Below are 21,329 nucleotides of genomic sequence, written 5' to 3' on the forward strand. Positions count from 1 at the left end.
GGGGTGGGAGCGGCCGGGGCGGCCGCCCGGGATCGTTCGGGTTCCTCCGGAGACTACCGCAGTGCAACATGGGCGCCAAGCCGCCCGGCCGCCGCGTCGGGCGGTGGCGGCCGGCATGCCCGGGCGGCGCTATCGTGGCGTGTCCAAGGAGGAAGACCCCGTGCATCGTTCCCTGCTGTTCACCGCCCTGCTTGCCCCGGCCCTCACGGCTGCCGCCCCCGGCGACCTGCTGGTCCACTGCGGCCGGGTGTTCGATGCCGAAAGCGCCCGGCTGCTCGACGCCCGCTACCTGCTGGTGCGCGACGGCCGGATCGCCGCGATCGACCGCGCCGCCCCAGCCGATGCCGGCGACGTCACCCGCATCGACCTCTCCGCAGCGACCTGCCTGCCCGGCCTGATCGACATGCACGTGCACCTGGGCAGCCAGACCAGCCCGGCCGCCTATGCCGAGGGCTTCCGGATGAATCCCGAGGACTATGCCTACCGCTCGGTGGGCTATGCCGAGAAGACCCTGATGGCCGGCTTCACCACGGTCCGCGACCTCGGCGGCGCCCAGGTCCAGGGCCTGCGCAACGCCATCGACCAGGGCCTGGTGCGCGGCCCGCGGATCATGGCCGCCGGCAAGTCGATCGCCACCACCGGCGGCCATGCCGACCCGCGCAACGGCATCAGCCGCGAGCTGGTCCAGGCGCTGGGTTACCCCGGCCCCGAGGACGGCGTGGTGGCCGGCGAGGTCGAGGCGCGGCGCGCCGTTCGGCAGCGCTACAAGGAAGGCTCGGACGTCATCAAGATCACCGCCACCGGCGGCGTGCTCAGCTTCGCGCGCAGCGGCGACAACCCGCAGTTCATGGAGGACGAGATCCGCGCCATCGTGCAGACCGCCCGCGACTACGGCTACAAGGTGGCCGCCCACGCGCACGGCGCCGAGGGCATGCGCCGGGCGGTCGCCGCCGGCGTCGATTCGATCGAGCACGGCACCTGGATGGACGACGAGGTGATGTCCCTGATGCGCGAGCGCGGCACCTGGTACGTGCCGACCATCAGCGCCGGCGTGTTCGTCGGCGAGATGGCGCGCGAGCCCGGCTACTACCCGGAGATCGTCCGGCCCAAGGCGCTGGCGGTCGGCCCGCAGATCCAGCGCACCTTCGCCCGCGCCTACCGGGCCGGCGTGCGGATCGCCTTCGGCACCGATGCCGGCGTCTTCCACCATGGCGACAACGGCCGCGAGTTCGAACTGATGGTCGAGGCCGGCATGCCGCCGGCCCAGGCCCTGCAGTCGGCGACCCGCAACGCCGCCGAGCTGCTCGGCCGCTGGGACGAACTGGGCAGCCTTGAGGCCGGCAAGCTGGCCGACCTGGTGGCCGTGGCCGGCGATCCGGTCGCCGAGATCGGTCTGATGCGCCGCGTCGGCTTCGTGATGAAGGACGGCGTGGTGCACAAGGACGAGCTGACCGCCGACCGATGAGCCACGGCCCCGGCACCGGCCCGGCCGGGCGCCGCCTGTCGGCGCGCCGGCTGCGCTGGCTGATGAACCTGTGGCCGCCGTTCGCCTTCGCCGGCATCCGCGTGCTGGAACTGGACGAGGCTTTCCGCAGCGCCCGGGTCGTGCTGCGCCGGCGCTGGTGGAACGGCAACTACGTGGGCGTGCACTTCGGCGGCAGCCTGTTTGCGATGACCGACCCGTTCTGGATGATGCTGGCCATGCACCGCCTGGGCCCGGCCTACGTGGTCTGGGACAAGGCCGCCGAGATCGAGTTCGTGAAGCCCGGCCGCCGCGACGTGTACGCCCGCTTCGAGCTGGACGACGCCACCGTCGAGGCGATGCGCGCCGAGGCCGCCAACGGCCAGCGCCAACTGCGCTGGTTCCGGACCGAGGTGGTCGACGCCGATGGCCAGGTAGTGGCGCGGGTGCGCAAGCAACTGCATGTGCGCCTCAAGCCGGAGGATTCCTGAAGGCCGCTGCTGCGGCTGCCGAGCTTCGCATCCTCAGGAATTTTCCAGTCAAGCTGAGCGGGCGAACCCCAGTCCCCCGGCCGGTTCTCCGCGCGCACGGCCGCGCCGGCCCAGGCCGCCCACCGGGCGGGTCCAGTGGTTCATCCGAGGGTCCGCTCGTCGAATACCGCACGTTATTCCGCCCGGCGCTGGCTTGCACTGGAAAACGCTGCGTGCTATCAGGTCCAGCAACACGAACAAGACGCATGGACGGTGCCAACGCGCACCGATCCGCTTTACAGGTTTCTTGGGCCAAGCTCCTGGCCACCAGGTCCCCGCCGAATCGCCGCCTCTGGAGGTGACAGATGGTCGTGGTCCTGAGAACGTGCAGCCTGCTCGCCGGGCTCCTTGCCCTGGTCGGCAGCCCTGGCGCCCGCTCCGATGCCCCCCCCCCCGCGCTTCGTTGACGCGATCCTCGAGGCGACTACCGAGGTAGACGGCCTGCCCTTTTCGCATCCGAAGTTCACCGATCCGGCCCTTCGTGAGGCGGGCCTCGCCCGGGCTCTTGCCGACCTGGCCGAGTTCGACGAGAACCAGGTTCGCGTGATGGCAACCTATCCGCTGGCCGGGGCAGCGCGACTTCGCGTTTCACCGGCGTTCCTGGCGTCCTTCCGCCCCACGCCCACCATCAAGTCGATCCTGGCCATCCCGCCGGCTACGCAGCTGCTGGGGCATGCGGTTGGCGTGGCCAATTTCGCCCCCTTGCACAGCCAGGGACTCACCGGCGGCGGCATCAAGGTCGCGGTCATCGATGCCGCTGTGAACGCCGGTGCCAGCCTGGTCGAGGAGCACTGCTGGTGTACCCATCCGATTTTCGGCGTCGGTTGCTGCAGCAATGGGCAGCACCAGCAGTCCGGTCCCGGGGCCGCACAGTCCAATGGCGGGGTGGCGGGTGACGCAGCGCACGGTGCGCTCGTGGCCGCGGTGCTGGGTGCCAACACCGCTGGCGCGGCACCCTCGGTTGGAATCGTCGGGATAGCGACTGATACCACCGCAGGAGTTGCCGATGCCCTCTATTACCTGTCCAGCCGCCCCGACATCCCCATAATCAACCTGTCGTTTGAGTACGGAGGCAATTTCCCAGGAAGCTGTGATGCCGCCAGCGTCCAAGGGCCGGCAATCCGCCCCCTGGTGAACCTGCTCTACCAGCAAGGCAAGTCCGTTGTTGCGGCTGCAGGGAACAACAACCGACTCGAATCGCAGGGCATGCCGGCGATGGGCTTTCCTGCCTGCCTGAGCTCGACCATCGCCGTGACCGGCCACTGGGGCTGCTTTTTCGACGGCAAGAACAAGAACTGCGATGATCCGATCGCATCTCTCAGCACACTCTGGCGTAGCACTCCAAGCTTTGGAGCCGACGCAAGCTCGATGACCGATCTGGCAGCCACGGCCGCGCCCATTACTGGCCTCGCGGCCCAGGCCCTCGCCGGAACGTCCTACAGCGCGCCGCTCGCGGCAGGCTGTGCCGCCCTGCTCAAGCAAGGCTTTCCCGGCGCAACGGTGGAGCAGATCCGCTCCGCCCTGTCGACCTCGTCCATCAGCGTGACCCGTCCTGGACACGCCGCGTATCCGCGCCTGAACTGCGGCCAGGCCCATGCCTGGCTGGCGCTGCAGCAGGGCACACGGATCAACCAGCACGGCATCACCGGCAATTACTACAACCCGTCAACGCCCGGCCAGGGCCTGCAACTTGAAGTCTTCCCGGACAGCAATGGGCCGGGTCAGGGTTACGTCATGGGCGGCTGGTTCACCTTCGACACGGTGGCGGGCGGCGTCGACCGGCAACGCTGGTTCACCGTCGAAGGCGTGACGGCAAGCGCTTCGGCCAGTTCGGTCGACGTGACGATCCTGACCCGGTACAACGGCAGCTTCGCGCAAGGTCCGGAACCGTCCGCCCTCATCATGGGCACGGGCACTCTGAGTTTCGACAACTGCAACGAAGCCGCTCTGGCCTTCGACCTGCAGCCACCCTACGGCTCCGGCCAGATCCCCCTGGTGCCCCTGCTGCCGAACATTTCCTGCACGCCCCAGGGCGGTGGCGGCGGCCACAACGACTACCGGTTCTCCGGCAACTGGTATACCCCGGCCTTCGGTGGGCAGGGCCTGATGCTGGAGGTCAACCCCACCGAAGCATTCGTGTTCGGCCTGTGGTTCACCTTTCGCCCGGCTGGGCAGCCGGGCTCCGGGCCCGCATCCCAGCGCTGGCTGTCATTGCAGAGGCCCTACAGCCCCGGCACCCGCAGCATCCAGTCCATCCCAGTCGGCGAGACCCTGACCAGCGGCGCGTTCAATGCCTCGACGCCGATACCAGGACTCTCCCAGGTGGGCACGGCCAACCTTGAATTTCACAGCTGTTCGAGCGCCACGCTCGACTACTCGCTGACTTCCGGCACCTTCGCGGGCCAGTCCGGCTCGCTTCCCTTGACACGGCTGGGCCCTGTGCCTGCCGGCTGCGTTTACTGAGGTCGGACCATGAAGAGTGCATCCATGGCGGTCTGCGTGGTTTGCCTGCAGGCATTCGCTTCGGCGCTCTCAGCGCAGGCCGAGAACCCCTTCGCCACCCACCGCGCCGAGATCACGGTTGAGTACGGATCTATAGAGGGTCAAGGTGGCCCCGATGATCCCTACTCGCGGAATGTCCACACCATTGACGACGGCGAGCGCCGGGCGTTGAAGATCGCGCTGGAATTGGGCGGCGGATTCTCGGTTGCCCTGGGGCTGAGGCGTGAGCGCCTGGTGTACTCCAGCCCGCTGCAACCAGGCTGTCAGCCAGACGCGAGGTTTTTCTTCGAAGGATTCGGTTGCCAGATCGCGTTTCCGCCGCGGGCCGGGCAGTCGCGCGACAACGCGGAGACTTTCAGCGCGGAGGTGCGCTTCCACCGCCCCTTGGCCGAGCGCTTCCACCTCGACGCCCATCTGGGCTATGGCCGCCTGGCTTGGCAGACCCACGACGATGTCGAGGCGATCGCCGTCGGCCGCTGCCTGGCGATCGATCCAACCTTCGTCATGGCGCCGCTGGACCGCCTGCGCGCTACGCGACGCATTCCCGAGTGCCAGACCACCGCCGGCAGCAACGTCAAGTCCGGGCTGCACGGCGGCCTGCAGCTCAGTTACCGCCTGGCCGGGCCGGTCTGGATGGCGGGCGGCTATACCCTGCAGCGCTACGCCTACCTGCCCTACCGGCACCTCGCCTACAACCGCTTCAGGGAGGCCAACGGTGGATGCCTCGATCCCCAGAACTGCTTCGCATTCGGGTGGTATCGCACGCGAATCCGCCCAGACCATCCATCCAGCGCCGACTTTTTCACCGCCGCCGTGGGATCGCGGCTCGGCCGGCACTTCCATGGGGCACTGACCTACGAGTTCGGCGGCTCCCGCGACTGGGACGTGCTGGGCGCGCGGCTGGGCTGGTGGTTCTGAACCCATGCGGACGGGCCAGCACATCCTGATCCGACACGTCTGTCTCGCGATCGCGTTGGGCGCGTCCTGGCCTGCCGGCCCGGCGCAGGCCGAGAACCCCTTCGCCACCCAGCGCAGCGAGGTCACGGTCGAGTACGGATCTATAGAGGGTCCAGGTGGCCCCGATGATCCCTACTCGCGGAATGTCCGGACGATTGAAGATGGTGAGCGTCGGGCGTTAAAAGTCGCGCTGAACTTAGGCAGCGGGCTCTCCTTTGCCCTGGGTCTGAGCCGGGAGCGAGTGCGCTATGCCAGCCCATTGGACCCTGGCTGTCAGCTAGACGCGAGGTTCTTCTTTGAAGGAACCTTTTGCCAACTTGCTTTGCGGCCACGCCTGGCCATCCTGACGCGTGACAACGCGGAGACTCTCAGCGCGGAGGTACGCTTCCACCGCCCCTTGGCCGAGCGCTTCCACCTCGACGCCCATCTGGGCTATGGCCGCCTGGCCTGGCAGACCCACGACGATGTCGAGGCGATCGCCGTCGGCCGCTGCCTGGCGATCGATTCAACCTTCGTCATGGCGCCGCTGGACCGCCTGCGCGCTACGCGGCGCATCCCCGAATGCCAGACCAGCGCCGGCAGCAACGTCAAGTCCGGGCTGCACGGCGGCCTGCAGCTGAGCTACCGGCTGGCCGGGCCGGTCTGGATGGCAGGCGGCTATACCCTGCAACGCTACGCCTACCTGCCCTACAGGCACCTTGCCTACAACCGCTTCAGGGAGGCCAATGGTGGATGCCTCTTCCCCCAGAACTGCTCGGGGTTTGGCTGGGACCGCACGCGCATCCGACCGGACTATCCATCCAGCGCCGACTTCTTCACCGCCGCCGTGGGATCGCGGCTCGGCCGGCACTTCCATGGGGCCCTGACCTACGAGTTCGGCGGCTCCCGCGACTGGGACGTGCTGGGCGCGCGGCTGGGCTGGTGGTTCTGAGGAACCCGCACAGGCGGGGTGACGGTCAGGGCTGGGCAGTCGGATCGCTGCCGGCTTCTGCCGGCGTCGCCGACGGCGCCGGATCGGGTTCGGGGTGCCTGGCCGGAAGGTGCAGCAGCTCGCGCAGTCGGCGGCCCTGGGCGGAGAAGCGTTGCGCTTCCCAGTGCAGGATGCGGTAGCCGATGTCGAGCAGCACGGCGATGCCCAGTCCGGTGACGAAGCCGCCCACGAACAGCGCGTTGGCGGCCTTGAAGGCCGGGCCCAGGTGCCCGCCGATGCCGACCGCGTCCATCAGGGTGACGCCCAGCCAGAGGGTGAATCCGAAGATCGGCAGGATGGTGAACGGGTTGGTGATGAACTGCAGGGCGACGGTCAGGGTGAGGTTGGCCCGGAACGCCAGGGCCAGAGCGAAGGCCAGCAGGAACTGGAAGCCATAGAGCGGAAGAAAGGCCAGGATCGAGCCCACGTAGAGCGCGCGCAGCACGTATGCACGCTTGAACGACCACAGGAACGGCGCCTTGCGGGCGGCATCCTGGAACCACTTGATGATCGGGTAGCGGCGGATGTTGGCGCGCCGCGGCAACGGCCGCAGCAGCCGGCGGATGCGGCGCTTGCGGCTGAGCTGTTCCAGGCGGTGGCGTTCGAGTTCGTGGTTCATGGCCGGGTCCGGGCGTCCGCCATTGTCGCAGCGGGCGGGGCATTCGGCGATGGCTGGTTTTCCGGGGCGCGGGGTGCGGTTCAGCGGCGCCCCTTCGACAGCGGCCCGCCCGGCGAACGGTCCCCGCCGCCGGTGCCCACGCGGAAGGTCAGCGCAGGAACCGGGGGGCGCGACCGGCTGCCACCGCACCGCCCTGCCCTTGCGGCGGCGGATTCCGGCACCATGTCGGTGAGTCCGACCTGCCTTGCGAGCCGTCCATGTCCCAGGCCCTTGCCGTCACCACCGCCGACTTCGAGACCGAAGTCATCGCCGCATCGATGCAGGTGCCCGTGCTGGTCGACTTCTGGGCGCCCTGGTGCGCGCCCTGCTGCTCGCTGGGTCCGGTGCTGGACAAGCTGGCCGGCGAGCTGGCCGGACGGCTCAAGGTGGTCAAGGTCAACACCGACGAGGAGATGCAGCTCGCCTCGCTGTTCGGCATCCGCAGCCTGCCCACGGTGGTGCTGATCAAGGACGGCCAGCCGGTCGACGGCTTCATGGGCGCGCAGCCCGAAGGCACGATCCGTCAGTGGCTGGCGCCGCACCTGCCCGAGGCCGGGGACGCACCGGACGCCGAGGCCGACGAGCCGGCCGCCTCGCCCCCGGCTGCCGCCGTCGATCCGGCCCAGCGCCTGGCCCAGGCCCGCCATGCCCTGGCAGAGGCGCCGGACGACGGCGAGCGGCGCCTGGACCTGGTCGATGCCCTGCTGGCCGCCGGCGAACTGGACGAGGCGGTGTCGCGGCTGGACGACCTGCCGGCCGACCTCGCCACCGGCGACCGCGCCCGGCGTGCCCGCGCCCTGCTCGATTTCCACTACCAGGCCGCCCGCGCGCCCTCCGTTCCCGAACTGGACGCGCGTCTGCAGGCCGATGCCGACGACCACGAGGCGCGCCATCTGCTGGGCGTGCGCCTGCTGCTGGACGGCGATGCCCCGGCCGCCCTGGACGCCTTCCTGGAACTGATGCGCCGCGACCGCAAGTACGGCGACGACCTGGGCCGCAAGGCGCTGGTGCAGGCCTTCGCGGTGGTCGACGACGCCGAACTGGTCGGCCAGGTGCGGCGCCGGATGTCCTCGCTGCTGTTCTGACCAGGGCGGGGACAGGCGGGTCCAGGCGGGTCCAGGCGCGGCACCCGACCGCAGGCGCGCCGAGGTCGCGCGCATCGCCGTTGAGCAGGCCCGGCCGGAGCGGGGGTGCCGATACCGGAAGTCCGGCACGGCCCGCCCCGCAACCTGCCGGCCGCAGGCGCCGGCACGCCGGTCGCACGGCCGATGACCGCGGCATGGCACCTGTGGCAGCCTCGTGGCCCGCACTGGAGCCAGCGCCATGATCGAGATCCTCGCCGAGCACCGCTGCCACGGTGGCAGCCAGGGCTTCTACCGCCACGTCTCGGACGCCTGCGGCGGCCCGATGCGCTTTTCGGTGTTCCTGCCGCCGCAGGCGGCCGCGCAGCCGGTGCCGGTGCTGTACTGCCTGGCCGGCCTGACCTGCACCGAGGAGACCTTCATGGTCAAGGCCGGCGCCCAGCGGCTGGCCGCCGAGCTCGGCCTGGCCCTGGTCGCGCCCGACACCAGCCCGCGCGAGACCGGCATCGAGGGCGCCACCGGCGACTGGGAGTTCGGCGAAGGGGCCGGCTTCTATGTCGATGCCACGCAGCCGCCCTGGTCGGCACGCTTCCGGATGCGCACCTGGGTCGCCGAGGAACTGCCAGCCCTGGTCGAAGGTCATTTCCGGCTGGATGGCACGCGCCGCGGCCTGCTCGGCCATTCGATGGGCGGCCACGGCGCGCTGACCATCGGCCTGGGCGAACCGCAGCGCTACCGGTCGCTGTCGGCGCTGGCGCCGATCGTCGCGCCCTCGCAGGTGCCCTGGGGCCTCAAGGCCCTGCCCCGCTACCTGGGCGAGGACCGCGCCGACTGGGCCGCCTACGACGCCTGCGAACTGGTGCGTCGAGGCGCCCGCTTTCCGGGCACGATCCTGGTCGACCAGGGCGAGGCCGACCGCTTCCTTCATGAGCAGCTCCGTCCCGGGCTGTTCGCCGATGCCTGCGCCGAGACCGGGCAGCCGCTGACGCTGCGCCAGCACCCCGGCTACGACCACGGCTACTTCTTCATCCAGAGCGTCATCGACGACCACCTGCGCCACCACGCCGCCGCGCTGGCGTCATGAGCCGGCGCCGGCCCAGCGCTGCGCCGCGACGGACATGACCCGATCGCATGCCACCCTGGCCGGCCTGACCGCGATCGGCCTGTGGTCGGCCTTGGCGGTGCTGACCCTGGCGACCGGGGACATCCCGCCCTTCCAGCTGCTGTCGCTGGGTTTCGCCGTGGGGGCCGTCACGGGGCTGGCGCTGCTGCGCCTGCGCGGCCCGCTGCTGCCCGCCTTGCGGCAGCCGCCGGCGGCCTTCGCCCTGGCCAGCGCCGCGCTGTTCGGCTACCACGCCCTGTATTTCCTGGCCTTGAAGACGGCGCCGGCGGTCGAGGCCAACCTGGTCAACTACCTGTGGCCGCTGCTGATCGTCGCCTTCGCGGCCTTGCTGCCGGGCGCGCGGATCCGCGCGCGACAAGTGGTCGGCACGCTGCTGGGGCTGGCCGGGGCGGTGCTGATCGTCACCCGTGGCCAGGCCCTGGCCGTCGAGGCGGCCCACCTGCCCGGCTACCTGGCAGCGCTGGGCGCGGCGCTGACCTGGGCGGCCTATTCGGTGCTCAACCGCCGCCACGCCGCGGTGCCCTCGGCGGCGATCGCCGGGCCCTGCCTGCTGGTCGCGGTGCTGGGCGGGCTGGCGCATCTGGCCACCGAGGCCACGGTGGCGCCGACCGCCGGCCAGTGGCTGGCGATCGCGGCGATGGGTGCCGGACCGGTCGGCGCCGCCTTCTGGTTCTGGGACATCGGCACCAAGCGTGGCGACCTGGCCCTGCTCGGCACCCTGGCCTACCTGGCGCCGCTGCTGTCCACCGCCTGGCTGCTGCTGGCCGGCGCGGGCAGTCCGCACTGGAGCCAGGCGGTGGCCTGCGCCCTGATCGTCGGCGGCGGCCTGCTGAGCGTCGCGGCCTCCAAGGCCAGTCCCTGAGCGCCTGGCGGGGTCTGCGGCCCCGATCCGACCCGGCGGGCCGTGTACGTGGCATGGACGCCGGGACCCCGACGATCGGCTAGCCTTGCGCCACGCCCCTCGCAGGAACCCACCATGACTGTCTTCCGTACCCTGCTGCCGTTCCTGTTGCTGGCAGCCTGCGGTCCGCTGCGCGCCGACGACAGCCTGCGTCTGGTGCTGGCGTCGCCGGACGGCCGCGCGGTGCCGGCCAGCGCGCCGGCCGCCTGCACCGGCGGCCTGCGCAACGACGATGGCAGCTACGAGGGCGCGGTCGGCTATGCCAACGCCGTGCTGCGCGGCAGCTACGTGATGGCCTTCGACATTCCCGACGGTTTCGCGCCGGCCCGGGTCTGCATCTGCTGGACGCGCGGACCGTTCAACACCGGTCCGGACATCGACTTCGAACTGGTCTTCCATGCCGCCGACGGCAAGGGGCCGAAGGGCGAGCCGGACTGGCCCGGCACCTTCCTCGGCCGGGTCACCGCGCGCGCGGAGGGCGTGCCGGAGTTCGCCGTCGATGGCGTGGCGCTGTACCCGGTGGAACTGCCCGAGGCCGCGCGCAGCCTGGCCGGCCGCATCCATGTCGGCACCGAGTGGCAACCGTTCGTCGACCGGCAGTTCTTCCTGTGCAACGACGCCGAAGTCGGCGGCGGCACCACCCGGCCGGTGTTCGAGGCGTACGGCAGCACCAACGAGGGCCAGAGCTGGTCGCCGGTGTCGCCGAACCGCCCGACCTATCGCGCGCTGGGCACCGTGCTGTTCGGCGATGTGCTCTACGGCGACGGCTTCGACGTCCAGCCCTGACCTTGAGGGTTGCTCGAGCTCGCCTCGGCGCCCTCCGAAAGGATCCGGGCTGGCGGCACTCAGGGCTCGGGCGAACCGACCGGCCGTGCGAACAGGTCGTGTTCGTCGCTGGCCAGGATTTCGACCTCCAGGAAATCACCCGGACGCACGCCGTCGGGCACCGCCTGGACATGCACCAGGCCGTCGATCTCGGGGGCATCAGCCTTGGAACGCGCGGTGGCGAGATCGTCCTCGACGGCATCGACCAGCACGGTCTCGATGCCGCCCACGCGTGCCGCAAGGCGCGCCTGGCTGATCGCCGCCTGGCGTTCCATGAAGCGTGCCAGGCGCTCCTCGCGCAGCGCTTCCGGTACCGGGTCGGGCAGGGCGTTGGCGCTGGCGCCCTCGACCGGCGAGTAGGCGAAGGCGCCGACGCGGTCGAGCTGCGCGGCATCCAGGAAGTCCAGCAGCTCTTCGAACTCCGCCTCGGTCTCGCCGGGAAAGCCGACGATGAAGGTCGAGCGGATCACCAGGTCCGGACAGGCGGCGCGCCAGGCCTGGACCCGCTCGAGCACCCGCTCGACGTTGCCGGGCCGCTTCATCAGCCGCAGGATGCGCGGGCTGGCGTGCTGGAAGGGGATGTCCAGGTAGGGCAGCACCCGCCCGGCCGCCATCAGCGGGATCACCTCGTCGACGTGCGGATAGGGATAGACGTAGTGCAGGCGCGTCCAGGCGCCCAGCTCGCCCAGGCCGTCGCACAGGTCGGCCATGCGCGTGCGCCAGGCCCGGCCGCGCCAGTCGCGCGGCGCGTACTTCAGGTCGACGCCATAGGCGCTGGTGTCCTGCGAGACCACCAGCAGCTCGCGGACGCCGGCGCGGACCAGGCGCTCGGCCTCGGCCAGCACCTCGTCGACCGGCCGCGACACCAGGTCGCCGCGCATCGACGGGATGATGCAGAAGCTGCAGCGGTGGTTGCAGCCCTCGGAGATCTTCAGGTAGGCGTAGTGGCGCGGCGTCAGCTTGACGCCGATGTCGTCGCCGCGGCGCGGCAACAGGTCGGTGAACGGGTCGTGCGCCGGCGGCAGCGCGTGGTGCACGGCAGACATAACACTGGCGTAGTCCTGCGGGCCGCTGATCGCCAGGACGCCGGGGTGCGCCTCCCGGATGACCTCGGCGCGCTTGCCCAGGCAGCCGGTGACGATCACCTTGCCGTTCTCGGCCAGGGCCTCGCCGATCGCGTCCAGCGACTCGGTCACCGCCGACTCGATGAAGCCGCAGGTGTTGACCACCACCACGTCGGCATCGTCGTAGCTGCCGACGATGTCGTAGCCCTCGACGCGCAACTGGGTGAGGATGCGCTCGGAGTCGACCAGGGCCTTGGGACAGCCCAGGCTGACGAAGCCGACCTTGGGCGGGGCGGAAGCGGTCATGGGAAACGGCAGCAACGGAGGCGGGTCGCCATTATCGCGGATATCGGCGAGACCGGCGCCGGGTCGCCCCTGGAGGCTCGACGAAGGACCGGCCGTCCTGGCCCCGTCCTGGGAGCCCGTGCGGCACCTGCCCGGGCGGGCTCCCGGCGTATGATGGCGCCCGTCGAGGCGGAGGGCGCAATGGGCGAGGCGATCCGGATTGCCGGCGCGGGCATGCACTGCATCGGCGCATGGCGCGCGCGGCCGCAGGGCCGGGCGCTCGGCGGCGTGGTCGTGGTGCAGGAGATCTTCGGCGTCAACGCGCATATCCGCGCCGTGGTCGAGGACTTCGCGCAGGCCGGCTTCGACGCCATCGCCCCGGCCCTGTTCGACCAGGTCGAGGACGGCGTGGAACTGGACTACGACGAGGCCGGGGTCGCACGCGGCCGGGCGCTGGCCGCCGAGCTGGGCTTCGAGCGCGCCGTGGCCGGGGTCGCCGCCGCCGCCGAGGCGATCGCCTCGGCCGGCAGGATCGCGGCGGTCGGCTACTGCTGGGGCGGCACCGTGGCCTTCCTGGCCTGCACCCGGCTGGCGATGCCGGCGGTCGACTACTACGGCGGCCGTTCGCTGCCGTTCCTGGACGAGCGGCCGCGCGCGCCACTGCTGCTGCACTTCGGCGAACGCGACCCGCTGATTCCGCCGGCCGACGTCGAGCGCCACCGCCAGGCCCTGGCCGGCACCGAGGCCACGATCCACGTCTATCCGGCCGGCCATGGCTTCAACTGCGACCGCCGCGCCGACCACGAACCCGCCAGCGCGGCCCTGGCCCGGGACCGGACCCTCGACTTCCTGCGCAGGCACCTGTGAGCGACTTCCTGCTGCACCCGCAACTGCTGACCGACAGCCACCCGGTGTGCGAGCTGGCCCTGTGCTCGGTCCGGCTGGTCGACGACGCCCGCTTCCCGTGGCTGATCCTGGTGCCGCGCCAGCCCTTCCTGCGCGAACTGATGGACCTCGCCGCCGAGGACCAGCTCGCCCTGCTGAAGGAAGTGAACCGCGCCGGACGCGTCCTGCAGCGGCTGTACCCGGCGGACAAACTCAACATCGCCGCGCTGGGCAACATGGTGCCGCAGCTGCATGTGCACGTGATCGCGCGCCGGCGCGACGACGAGGCCTGGCCGCGTCCGGTCTGGGGCGTGGGCGACCCGCGTCCCTATGCGCCGGACCGCCTGGGCCGCGATCTCGCCGACCTGGCCGCAGCCCTGACGGGCGCCTGAACCCACGGCTTGCTCGGACACCCCCGGCCTTCGCTCTGTCACCCTCACGACGCAACGAGGTGAACGCCGGCGCAACCTTCACGCCGGCTGCACGTCGCGGCGATTCCGCCCGACGGCACGGCGGCGTACGCTTGGGCCTCCCCCGATGCCAGGAGACCAGGCCATGACCCTCGTCCACCATCGCTCCGCCCTTGCCGCCGCGGCCCTGCTGGTCGCGTTCGCCCTGCCCGGCACCGCCGCGGCGCAGACCATCGACTGCCAGATGCGCTTCACGCTGAGCGGCTGGTCGGCCTTCTTCAAGACCGCCTCGGGCAATGGCACGGTCACCTGCAACAACGGCCAGCGCATGAACGTGCGCCTCAGCGCCAAGGGCGGCGGGCTGACCGTCGGCCGGCACACCATCGAGGACGGCCGCGGCGAGTTCACCGGCGTCTACGACATCTCCGAGGTGCTCGGCAGCTACGCGACCGCCGAGGCCCACGCCGGTGCCGTCCGCTCGGCGACCGGCCGGGTGATGACCAAGGGCGAGGTGGCGATGGCGCTGAGCGGCACCGGCCGCGGCTTCGACCTCGGCGTCGCGTTCGGCAAGTTCACCATCCGCCGCGCGCGCTGATGCCGACGGCGCCGGTCAGGTGCGCGGCAGGGTGACGCCGCGCTGCCCCTGGTACTTGCCGCCGCGGTCGGCGTACGAGGTCTCGCAGGTCTCGTCGGACTGGAAGAACAGCATCTGCGCAACGCCCTCGTTGGCGTAGATGCGCGCCGGCAGCGGCGTGGTGTTGGAGAACTCCAGGGTGACGTGCCCCTGCCACTCCGGTTCCAGCGGCGTCACGTTGACGATGATCCCGCAGCGCGCGTAGGTGCTCTTGCCCAGGCAGACCACCAGGACGTCGCGGGGGATGCGGAAGTACTCGACGGTGCGCGCCAGCGCGAACGAGTTGGGCGGGATGATGCAGACATCGCCCTTGAAGTCGACGAAGTTGCGGGCGTCGAAGTCCTTGGGATCGACGATCGTCGAGTTGATGTTGGTGAAGATCTTGAATTCGTCGGCGCAGCGCACGTCGTAGCCGTAGCTGGAGGTGCCCCAGGAGATCAGCCGGGCACCGTCGTCGCCGTGGCGGACCTGGCCCGGCGCGAACGGCTCGATCATGCCGTGCTCGCTCGCCATCTGCCGGATCCAGCGGTCGGACTTGATGCTCATCGGTGCTCGCGCCTGTGCCTCGGGGCGCCAAATGTACCAGCAGGCCGGCCACGGCCGGGACGCGAGGCGCGCTCCCTGCCGTTTGCCGGGGCCATCTGCGCAAGCCGCGTCCGGCCCCCGGCACGCTGCGCCGGGCGGAATCGCGGCAACCGCTCCGGGTGCTAAGGTCGCCCGGGGAGGAGGGGCACCGGCCGTCGCAACGGCGACCAGGGACCCGCTCGTCCCCCGCTACCACGACGACGAGCACCGCCCATGAGATTCCGTCCGCCCGCCCTGTCGCTGCTGCTCGCGACCGCCCTTGCCCTGCCCGCCGCTGCCCAGCCAGCGGCCCCCGAGGTCCTGCGCATCGCCGCGCCGGACGCCGCCACCCGGGATGCCCTGGCGGAACTGGCCGGCCACCTGGTGGTGGAGCCGGACAGCGGGGATGTGCTGGTCGAGGCCGATGGCGCGGTCCACGCCCTGCTCGCCCGCCTGGCCCTGGACTGGCGCCGCGACGAGGCGGCCAGCGCCGGCCTGGCCGCCCAGGTCCAGGGCGCCAGCCGCTCTATCCCCGGCTATGCCTGCTTCCGTACGGTCGAGGAGACGCTGGCCACCATCGACACCCTGGTGGCGGCGCACCCGACGCTCGCAAGCTACGTCGACATCGGCGAGAGCTGGCAGGCCGGCAACGGCCCGAACGGCGCCGGCTGGCCGCTGCGGGTGCTGCGCCTCGGCAATTCCGCGATTCCCGGCGACAAGCCGCGCCTGTTCGCGATGTCGGCGGTGCATGCCCGCGAGTACAGCACCGCCGAGCTGATGACCCGCTTCGCCGAGCAGCTCCTGGCCGGCCACGGCGTCGACGCCGAGGCGACCTGGCTGCTCGACCACAACGAGTTCCACCTGCTGCTGCAGGCCAACCCGGACGGCCGCAAGCGCGCCGAGACCGGCATCCTGTGGCGCAAGAACCAGAACACCCAGGACGGCGCCTGCAGCACCAATCCGCCAAACGGCAACAGCCATCCGGGCATCGACCTCAACCGCAACTATCCGTGGCGCTGGGGCATCGGCACCGGCTCCAGCACCATCCAGTGCAGCGGCACCTTTCGCGGACCCTCGCCGGCGTCGGAGCCCGAGACCCAGGCGGTGCGCGACTACGTCACCGCGATCTTTCCGGACACCCGGCCCGGCGACCCCCTGGACCCCGCCATCGCCGCCGACCCCGACACCCGCGGCCTGTTCCTGGACGTGCACAGCTACTCGCGTCTGGTGCTGTGGCCCTGGGGCTATTCCGGCAGCCCGGTGACCGGCAACGACGCCGCCCTGGTCCGCCTCGGCCGGCGTCTGGCCTGGTTCACGGAATACACGCCGCAACGCTCGCTCAACCTGTACGCGACCAATGGCACCACCATCGACTTCGCCTACGGCGAGCTGGGCGTGCCGGCCTACACCATGGAGCTTGGCCTGGCCTTCTTCGAGGACTGCGCCTACGCCGAGCAGACGCTGTTCCCCGACAATCTGGCCGCCCTGCGTTACGCATCGCGCAGCCTGCATGCGCCATACCGGCTGCCGGCCGGCCCCGATGCCGACCAGGTGGCCGTCGACCTGGCCAGGGTGCCACGCGGAAGCCAGGTCACGGTCACCGCCCGCATCGACGACAACCGTCTGCGCAACGTGGGCGGGACCAACCCATCGCCTCAGCCGCCGCCCGTCCCCGTCATCGGCGCGCGGCTGTACGTCGGCAGCCTGCCATGGCAGGACGGCGCGACCGGGCTCGAGATGGCCGCCGCCGACGGCGGCTTCGACGCGATTACCGAAAACGTGCGGCTCGACCTCGACACCTCCGGCCTGGCACCGGGCCGGCACCTGCTGTACGTGCAGGGCCGCACGACCAACGGCGCCGGACCGCCGGCCGCCGTGTTCCTGGAGGTGATCGACGGCGACCGGCTGTTCGCGGACGGCTTCGAGTCGCCCTGAGGGGCGTCCGTCTGCATCGTTCGCTCCCGCGATGTGCGGGCGGCGAATCCCGGTGCGCGGCCGTCCGCCGGCGCCACCCGCGGCCACGCGGGCGGCGGTCCTGGCTGCATCCGACTGACCGGTTGGTACCCGTCCCCGCGGCGGCCTGCTGACCTCCGGCCCATGCCGAAGCGGTCCGACGGTGTTGCAATGCCGGTCATCGAGCCAGCCGCCGGACCCGCGCCATGACCGAAACCCTTGCCGCCGTGCTGGCGCTGGCCGTCGTCGACAGCATCAATCCCTCGGCCCTGGTGGTGGCCATCTACCTGCTGACGCAGGCGAACGTGGTGGCGCGCCTGCTGGCCTACGTCGCCGGCATCCTGGCGAGCTACTTCGCGTTCGGCTGCGCCCTCATGCTCGGCGCCGGGGCGGTGTTCGCACGGTTCGGCGCGGCGCTGGACCATCCCGTCGTCTGGGGCGTGCAGGCCGCGCTGGGCGCGGTCCTGCTCGCCTTCGCCGTGTTCGCGCCCAAGCGGGGCGCGGATTCGATGCCGCCGCCACCCGCGCCGCGCGCCGGCGGCCTGGTCGGCATGATGCTGCTCGGCGCGACCGTCACCGTGCTGGAGCTGGTGACCGCGCTGCCCTACTTCGGCGCCATCGCGCTCATGGTCGGGGCCGGGCTGCCGGCGCCCGTGTGGCTGCCGCTGCTGCTGGTCTACAACCTGATCTTCGTGTTGCCGCCGCTGGCCCTGCTCGGCCTCCACCTGGCGTTCGGATCGCGGCTGCGGAGCCGCTACGGCGGCTGGCAGGCGCGCCTGCAGGCCGGCGCCCGGGAGACCCTGTTGTGGATCTTCGGGATCGTCGGGGTCGGCCTGCTGTTCGACGCGGCGGCGCGGTTCCGCGCGGCCGGTTGAGGCCCAGCCCGGGCCGGACCCTGCCGGACCCTGCCGCCAACACGTCGAGTGCCGTGCCCGGGCGACCCGCAGAGCCATCCCAATGAGCCGGGCAGCGCCAAGGGTCCTGCGGCGGCCGTGTCTTTTTTCGGATCCGTTTCAAATTTTCAGATGTGTCCGGTTATCCGGACACCCCTGACCGCAATGCCCGCCGCATCCGCCGGGCATTTTCTCGAGCCCGGACATGGCCACCCAGGCGCATCGACCAGGCGCCAGGCGGCCGGTTCCGGCAGGCCGGATTTCCGAATCGACCCGGATCGCGCCAGTGCCGAGCCGCGAGGAAATCTCCTCAACCTGTTGTTTTCGAATGCCCCAATGCGCCTGGGCCTGCACGCCTGGCAGCGCCTGCGTGCGCCCCGACACGGATTTGACCGGACCAGCTGTGCGGTATTTAACGGAATACCCGGGGCAGCGCCTGTTATTGTCCGCCGCCACTGCCCCCTTGTGACTCCCGCCATGCGTCGTCTGCTTCCCCTCCTGGCCCTTTTCCTGGTCCCGCCCCCGGCCGGCGCCTCGGAAACCCAATGCAATGGCGCGGGCCTGCCCGAGCCGGTGCTGTTCGTCCTGCAGTATCCGGTGCCCAACGATTTCGGCAGCATCGGTTCGGTGTTCGCCAATCACCTGGGCGGTATCGGCAACGCCGGGCGCGGCGGCGACCTGATGATCTGCTATCCGAACGGCGCGTTGCGCAACCTGACCCGGGAGGCCGGCTTCGGCATGGTCGGCATGCAGACCGGCCAGGCGATCTCGGTGCGCGACCCGCACGTGCACTGGTCGGGTCAGAAGGCGCTGTTCTCCATGGTGGTTGGCGCGCCCACCCAGCAGTACCAGGTGCGCAGCGACTATTGGCAGATCTACGAGGTCACCGGTCTGGGCCAGGGCCAGGCCGCGACCATCACCCGGCTGGCGACCCAGCCGGAGAACTACAACAACGTCGAGGCCGCCTGGCTGGCCGACGACAGCATCGTGTTCTCCTCGGACCGGCCGCGCAACGGCCAGCGCCACCTGTACCCGCAGTTCGACGAGTACGAATCGGCGCCGACGCCGACCGGCCTGTGGAAGATCGAGGCGGGCAGCGGCCGGCTGTCCCTGCTGCAGCACAGCCCGTCCGGTTCGTTCCATCCGTTCGTGGACAGCTACGGTCGGCTGGTCTTCACGCGCTGGGACCACCTGATGCGCGACCAGCAGGGCGACAACCCATCCAGCAATCCGCACGGCGCCTTCAATTACGCCAGCGAGGCCGTCGACGCCGCCCGCCTGCCCGACCGCAGCGAGGTGTTCCCGGAACCGCGCCTGCCCACCGGCATCTTCCACGGCAACCGCATCAACCACTTCATGCCCTGGATGATCCGCCCGGACGGCACCGGCGAGGAATCGCTCAACCACATCGGCCGCCACGAGCTGCACGCCTACTTCGAGGCCAGCATCAACACCGACCCGCTGATCAACCATTTCGGCGCGCCGTCCGGACGCAACAACGTGCTGCACCTGCTGCAGACCATCGAGGACCCGACCACGCCGGGCCGCTACCTGTCGATCGACGCGCCCGAGTTCGGCGCCTACGCCTCCGGCCAGCTGGTCAGCTACCTGGCGCCGCCGCACCTGCAGGCGCGCAATCTGCAGGTCCAGTACCTGAGCGACCGCAGCGGCGCCGGCTTCCCGTCGCCGGCGCCGGCCGGCTTCGCGCGCTACCGCAATCCGGCGGTGTTCTCCGACGGCAGCCTGATCGCCGCGCACACCACGACCGCCGCCTATGCCGCCAACCTCGGCAACCTGGCCAATCCGCAGTCCTCGTACGCGTTCCGGATCCGCCGGCTGGTGGTCGGCGGCGACGGCCGGGTGAACCCGGGCACGGCGCTGACCCAGGGCATCACCCGGCAGGTCCAGTTCTGGAGCCCGGACGTGATGGTCACCTACAACGGCCCGATGTGGGAGTTCTCGCCGGTCCCGGTGCGCGCGCGGCCGCGCCCGCCCGTGGTCAACGACCCGGGCCTGGAGGCGCCGGAGGCCGCCGCGTTCGCCCAGGCCGGCAGCAGCCTGGATTCGCTGCAGGCGTTCCTGAAGGCCTGGGACCTGGGCCTGGTGGTGGTGCGCGACGCCACCACCCGCGACGGCCCGGATCGCCAGCAGCCGTTCAACCTGCGCGTGCCGGGCGGCGTCCAGACCGTCACCGGTACCGGCCAGGTCTACGACATCGCCCACTTCCAGGTGGTCCAGGGCGACCAGGTGCGCGGCTACGGCGGCACCGCCAACCCGCGGCCCGGCCGCCGGGTGCTGGCGCGCTGGCTCAACGACGCCGCCGCCGTCCGCTTCAATCCCGGCAACCCCGGTGGCCCGCCCGGCTCGGTGGCGATCGCCGCGGACGGCTCGGTGGCGATGTTCGTGCCGGCGCGGCGAGCGCTGTCCTGGCAGGTCAACGCCCCGAACGGCGAGCCGGTGGTGCGCGAGCGCTACTGGCTGACCGTGCAGCCCGGCGAGGTCCGCGCCTGCGACGGCTGCCACGGCGCCACGCCGACCAACCAGGTCGGTCAGGGTGCGGCGCAGAACACGCCGCTGGCCCTGCGCGAGCTGCTGACCTGGTTCGAGGCCACCCACGACCGCGTGTTCGCAGGCAGCTTCCAGCCATGATCCGGCGGGCCGGCTGCGGCCTGCTTCTGGCCGCAGCCGGTCTGGCATCCGCCCCGGCGCACGACGGGGAGGACCGTCCATCCGGCGCGACCACGGGCACCTCGGGGCCGACGGTCCTGGTGTTCTCGCGCACCACAGGCTTCCGCCACGATTCGATCCCCGCCGGGCACGCGCTGCTGCAGGCCCTGGCCACGCAGCACGGCTTCGTCGCCGTGGCCAGCGAGGATCCGGCGCAGTTCTCCGCCGCCAGCCTTGCCGGCTTCGACGCCGTGGTGTTCCTCAACACCACCGGCACCGTGCTCGATGCCGCCCAGAAGCAGGCCTTCGAGTCCTGGATCCGCGCCGGCGGCGGCTTCGTCGGCGTCCATGCCGCCGCGGACACCGAATACCAGTGGCCCTTCTACGGCGAGCTGCTCGGCGGCGACGCCTGGTTCCTCAGCCATCCGGCGATCCAGGACGCCGAACTCGATGTCGAAGCCGGCGACGACCGCGCCACCCGCCACCTGCCCGCGCGGTTCGGCTTCCGCGACGAGTGGTACAACTTCCAGGCCAACCCGCGCCCCGCGGTGACCGTGCTGCTGCGCATCGACGAGGGCAGCTACGCCCCCGGCGGCGGCGCCATGGGCGCCGACCATCCGATCACCTGGCGGCGCGGCGTCGACGCCGGCCGGTCCTGGTACACCGCGCTGGGACATCGCATCGAGACCTACGCCGATCCGCGCTTCCGCAGGCTGCTGCTCGGCGGCCTGGTCTGGGCCAGCGGCGACGGCCTGCTGTCGACCGGATTCGAATCCGATCTTCCGGCCGACCGCGGGTCACGCTGAGCGGGCGCCAATGGTCGCGCGGGCCGGCGTCGACGCGCCAGGATGCTTCTTGAGAATGCGTAGCGAGGCCTTCGAGATCGCGTCGTGATGCGGATGGCTCCGTCGAACCGGCCAACGGGAGCGGACCGTGCCACGGCGCGAAGGTCGTCGACCGCAGC

The 21,329-nt window shown here is 71.1% G+C and carries 20 protein-coding genes; 16 read left to right on the forward strand and 4 right to left on the reverse strand.

The features are described 5' to 3' along the window. Nucleotides 1-160: 160 nt before the first annotated feature. The 5 genes from KF823_06770 to KF823_06790 all read left to right on the forward strand — a co-directional run bounded on the left by KF823_06770 (nucleotide 161) and on the right by KF823_06790 (nucleotide 6,382). Nucleotides 161-1,465: an amidohydrolase family protein gene (locus tag KF823_06770; GenBank protein MBX3725605.1), complete on the forward strand. Its 1,305-nt coding sequence runs from the start codon at nucleotides 161-163 to the stop codon at nucleotides 1,463-1,465. A gap of 62 nt (nucleotides 1,466-1,527) precedes the next feature. Continuing rightward, nucleotides 1,528-1,953: a DUF4442 domain-containing protein gene (locus tag KF823_06775; protein ID MBX3725606.1), complete on the forward strand. Its 426-nt coding sequence runs from the start codon at nucleotides 1,528-1,530 to the stop codon at nucleotides 1,951-1,953. Between the two features lie 420 nt (nucleotides 1,954-2,373). Further along, nucleotides 2,374-4,455 carry a S8/S53 family peptidase gene (locus KF823_06780; protein MBX3725607.1) on the forward strand — a complete coding sequence of 694 codons (2,082 nt, stop codon included), beginning with the start codon at nucleotides 2,374-2,376 and terminating at the stop codon, nucleotides 4,453-4,455. Between the two features lie 9 nt (nucleotides 4,456-4,464). After that, nucleotides 4,465-5,412 carry a hypothetical protein gene (locus KF823_06785; GenBank protein ID MBX3725608.1) on the forward strand — a complete coding sequence of 316 codons (948 nt, stop codon included), beginning with the start codon at nucleotides 4,465-4,467 and terminating at the stop codon, nucleotides 5,410-5,412. Between the two features lie 436 nt (nucleotides 5,413-5,848). Then, nucleotides 5,849-6,382: a hypothetical protein gene (locus tag KF823_06790; GenBank protein ID MBX3725609.1), complete on the forward strand. Its 534-nt coding sequence runs from the start codon at nucleotides 5,849-5,851 to the stop codon at nucleotides 6,380-6,382. Between the two features lie 25 nt (nucleotides 6,383-6,407). On the opposite strand, the gene KF823_06795 is transcribed toward KF823_06790, so the two are convergent. Then, entirely contained in the window at nucleotides 6,408-7,040 is a 633-nt protein-coding gene (locus tag KF823_06795; protein ID MBX3725610.1) for a DUF2062 domain-containing protein, read from the reverse strand. A gap of 257 nt (nucleotides 7,041-7,297) precedes the next feature. Here KF823_06795 and trxA point away from each other — a divergent pair, with 257 nt between their 5' ends. From trxA to KF823_06815, 4 genes are all read left to right on the forward strand, one after another. Next, on the forward strand, nucleotides 7,298-8,164 hold the full coding sequence (gene trxA, locus KF823_06800; GenBank protein MBX3725611.1) for a thioredoxin: 867 nt from the start codon (nucleotides 7,298-7,300) through the stop codon (nucleotides 8,162-8,164). A 241-nt stretch (nucleotides 8,165-8,405) separates the two neighbouring features. Further along, complete coding sequence (gene fghA / locus KF823_06805; protein ID MBX3725612.1) at nucleotides 8,406-9,245, forward strand: S-formylglutathione hydrolase; 840 nt, start codon at nucleotides 8,406-8,408, stop codon at nucleotides 9,243-9,245. A 34-nt stretch (nucleotides 9,246-9,279) separates the two neighbouring features. Continuing rightward, nucleotides 9,280-10,146: an EamA family transporter gene (locus KF823_06810; GenBank protein ID MBX3725613.1), complete on the forward strand. Its 867-nt coding sequence runs from the start codon at nucleotides 9,280-9,282 to the stop codon at nucleotides 10,144-10,146. A gap of 114 nt (nucleotides 10,147-10,260) precedes the next feature. Further along, nucleotides 10,261-10,971 (forward strand): hypothetical protein, encoded by a 711-nt coding sequence (locus tag KF823_06815; protein MBX3725614.1) that lies wholly within the window; start codon nucleotides 10,261-10,263, stop codon nucleotides 10,969-10,971. A 59-nt stretch (nucleotides 10,972-11,030) separates the two neighbouring features. Here the strand turns inward: KF823_06815 and rimO are convergent, their stop codons facing one another. Next, nucleotides 11,031-12,380, reverse strand: coding sequence for a 30S ribosomal protein S12 methylthiotransferase RimO (gene rimO / locus KF823_06820; GenBank protein ID MBX3725615.1), 1,350 nt, complete (start codon nucleotides 12,378-12,380; stop codon nucleotides 11,031-11,033). Nucleotides 12,381-12,560: 180 nt separating this feature from the next. Between rimO and KF823_06825 the strand changes: the two genes are divergently transcribed. The 3 genes from KF823_06825 (at nucleotide 12,561) to KF823_06835 (ending at nucleotide 14,249) form a co-directional block, all read left to right on the forward strand. Next, on the forward strand, nucleotides 12,561-13,226 hold the full coding sequence (locus tag KF823_06825; protein ID MBX3725616.1) for a dienelactone hydrolase family protein: 666 nt from the start codon (nucleotides 12,561-12,563) through the stop codon (nucleotides 13,224-13,226). Further along, the gene (locus KF823_06830) at nucleotides 13,223-13,636 is read left to right on the forward strand and encodes an HIT domain-containing protein (protein MBX3725617.1); all 414 of its coding nucleotides are present in this window, start codon (nucleotides 13,223-13,225) and stop codon (nucleotides 13,634-13,636) included. The genes KF823_06825 and KF823_06830 overlap by 4 nt, the downstream gene beginning before the upstream one ends. Nucleotides 13,637-13,799: 163 nt before the next feature. Next, nucleotides 13,800-14,249: a hypothetical protein gene (locus tag KF823_06835; GenBank protein MBX3725618.1), complete on the forward strand. Its 450-nt coding sequence runs from the start codon at nucleotides 13,800-13,802 to the stop codon at nucleotides 14,247-14,249. Nucleotides 14,250-14,264: 15 nt separating this feature from the next. Here the strand turns inward: KF823_06835 and KF823_06840 are convergent, their stop codons facing one another. Beyond that, on the reverse strand, nucleotides 14,265-14,834 hold the full coding sequence (locus KF823_06840; GenBank protein MBX3725619.1) for a dCTP deaminase: 570 nt from the start codon (nucleotides 14,832-14,834) through the stop codon (nucleotides 14,265-14,267). Nucleotides 14,835-15,086: 252 nt separating this feature from the next. Here KF823_06840 and KF823_06845 point away from each other — a divergent pair, with 252 nt between their 5' ends. Together KF823_06845 and KF823_06850 are read left to right on the forward strand one after the other, a co-directional pair. Next, on the forward strand, nucleotides 15,087-16,787 hold the full coding sequence (locus KF823_06845) for a hypothetical protein (protein ID MBX3725620.1): 1,701 nt from the start codon (nucleotides 15,087-15,089) through the stop codon (nucleotides 16,785-16,787). 224 nt (nucleotides 16,788-17,011) lie between these two features. Next, nucleotides 17,012-17,680, forward strand: coding sequence for a GAP family protein (locus KF823_06850; protein MBX3725621.1), 669 nt, complete (start codon nucleotides 17,012-17,014; stop codon nucleotides 17,678-17,680). A gap of 138 nt (nucleotides 17,681-17,818) precedes the next feature. Here KF823_06850 and KF823_06855 read toward each other — a convergent pair whose 3' ends face one another. Further along, nucleotides 17,819-18,082, reverse strand: a complete 264-nt coding sequence (locus KF823_06855) for a hypothetical protein (GenBank protein MBX3725622.1) — start codon at nucleotides 18,080-18,082, stop codon at nucleotides 17,819-17,821. A 93-nt stretch (nucleotides 18,083-18,175) separates the two neighbouring features. On the opposite strand from KF823_06855, the gene KF823_06860 reads away from it, so the two are divergent. Both KF823_06860 and KF823_06865 read left to right on the forward strand, forming a co-directional pair. Further along, a complete protein-coding gene (locus KF823_06860; GenBank protein ID MBX3725623.1) occupies nucleotides 18,176-20,347 on the forward strand; it encodes a hypothetical protein in 2,172 nt (723 codons plus the stop codon). Next, on the forward strand, nucleotides 20,344-21,171 hold the full coding sequence (locus KF823_06865) for a ThuA domain-containing protein (protein MBX3725624.1): 828 nt from the start codon (nucleotides 20,344-20,346) through the stop codon (nucleotides 21,169-21,171). The genes KF823_06860 and KF823_06865 overlap by 4 nt, the downstream gene beginning before the upstream one ends. The last annotated feature ends 158 nt before the right edge of the window (nucleotides 21,172-21,329 follow it).

The sequence above is a fragment of the Lysobacterales bacterium genome (assembly GCA_019634735.1).
Lineage (GTDB): Bacteria > Pseudomonadota > Gammaproteobacteria > Xanthomonadales > UBA2363 > Pseudofulvimonas.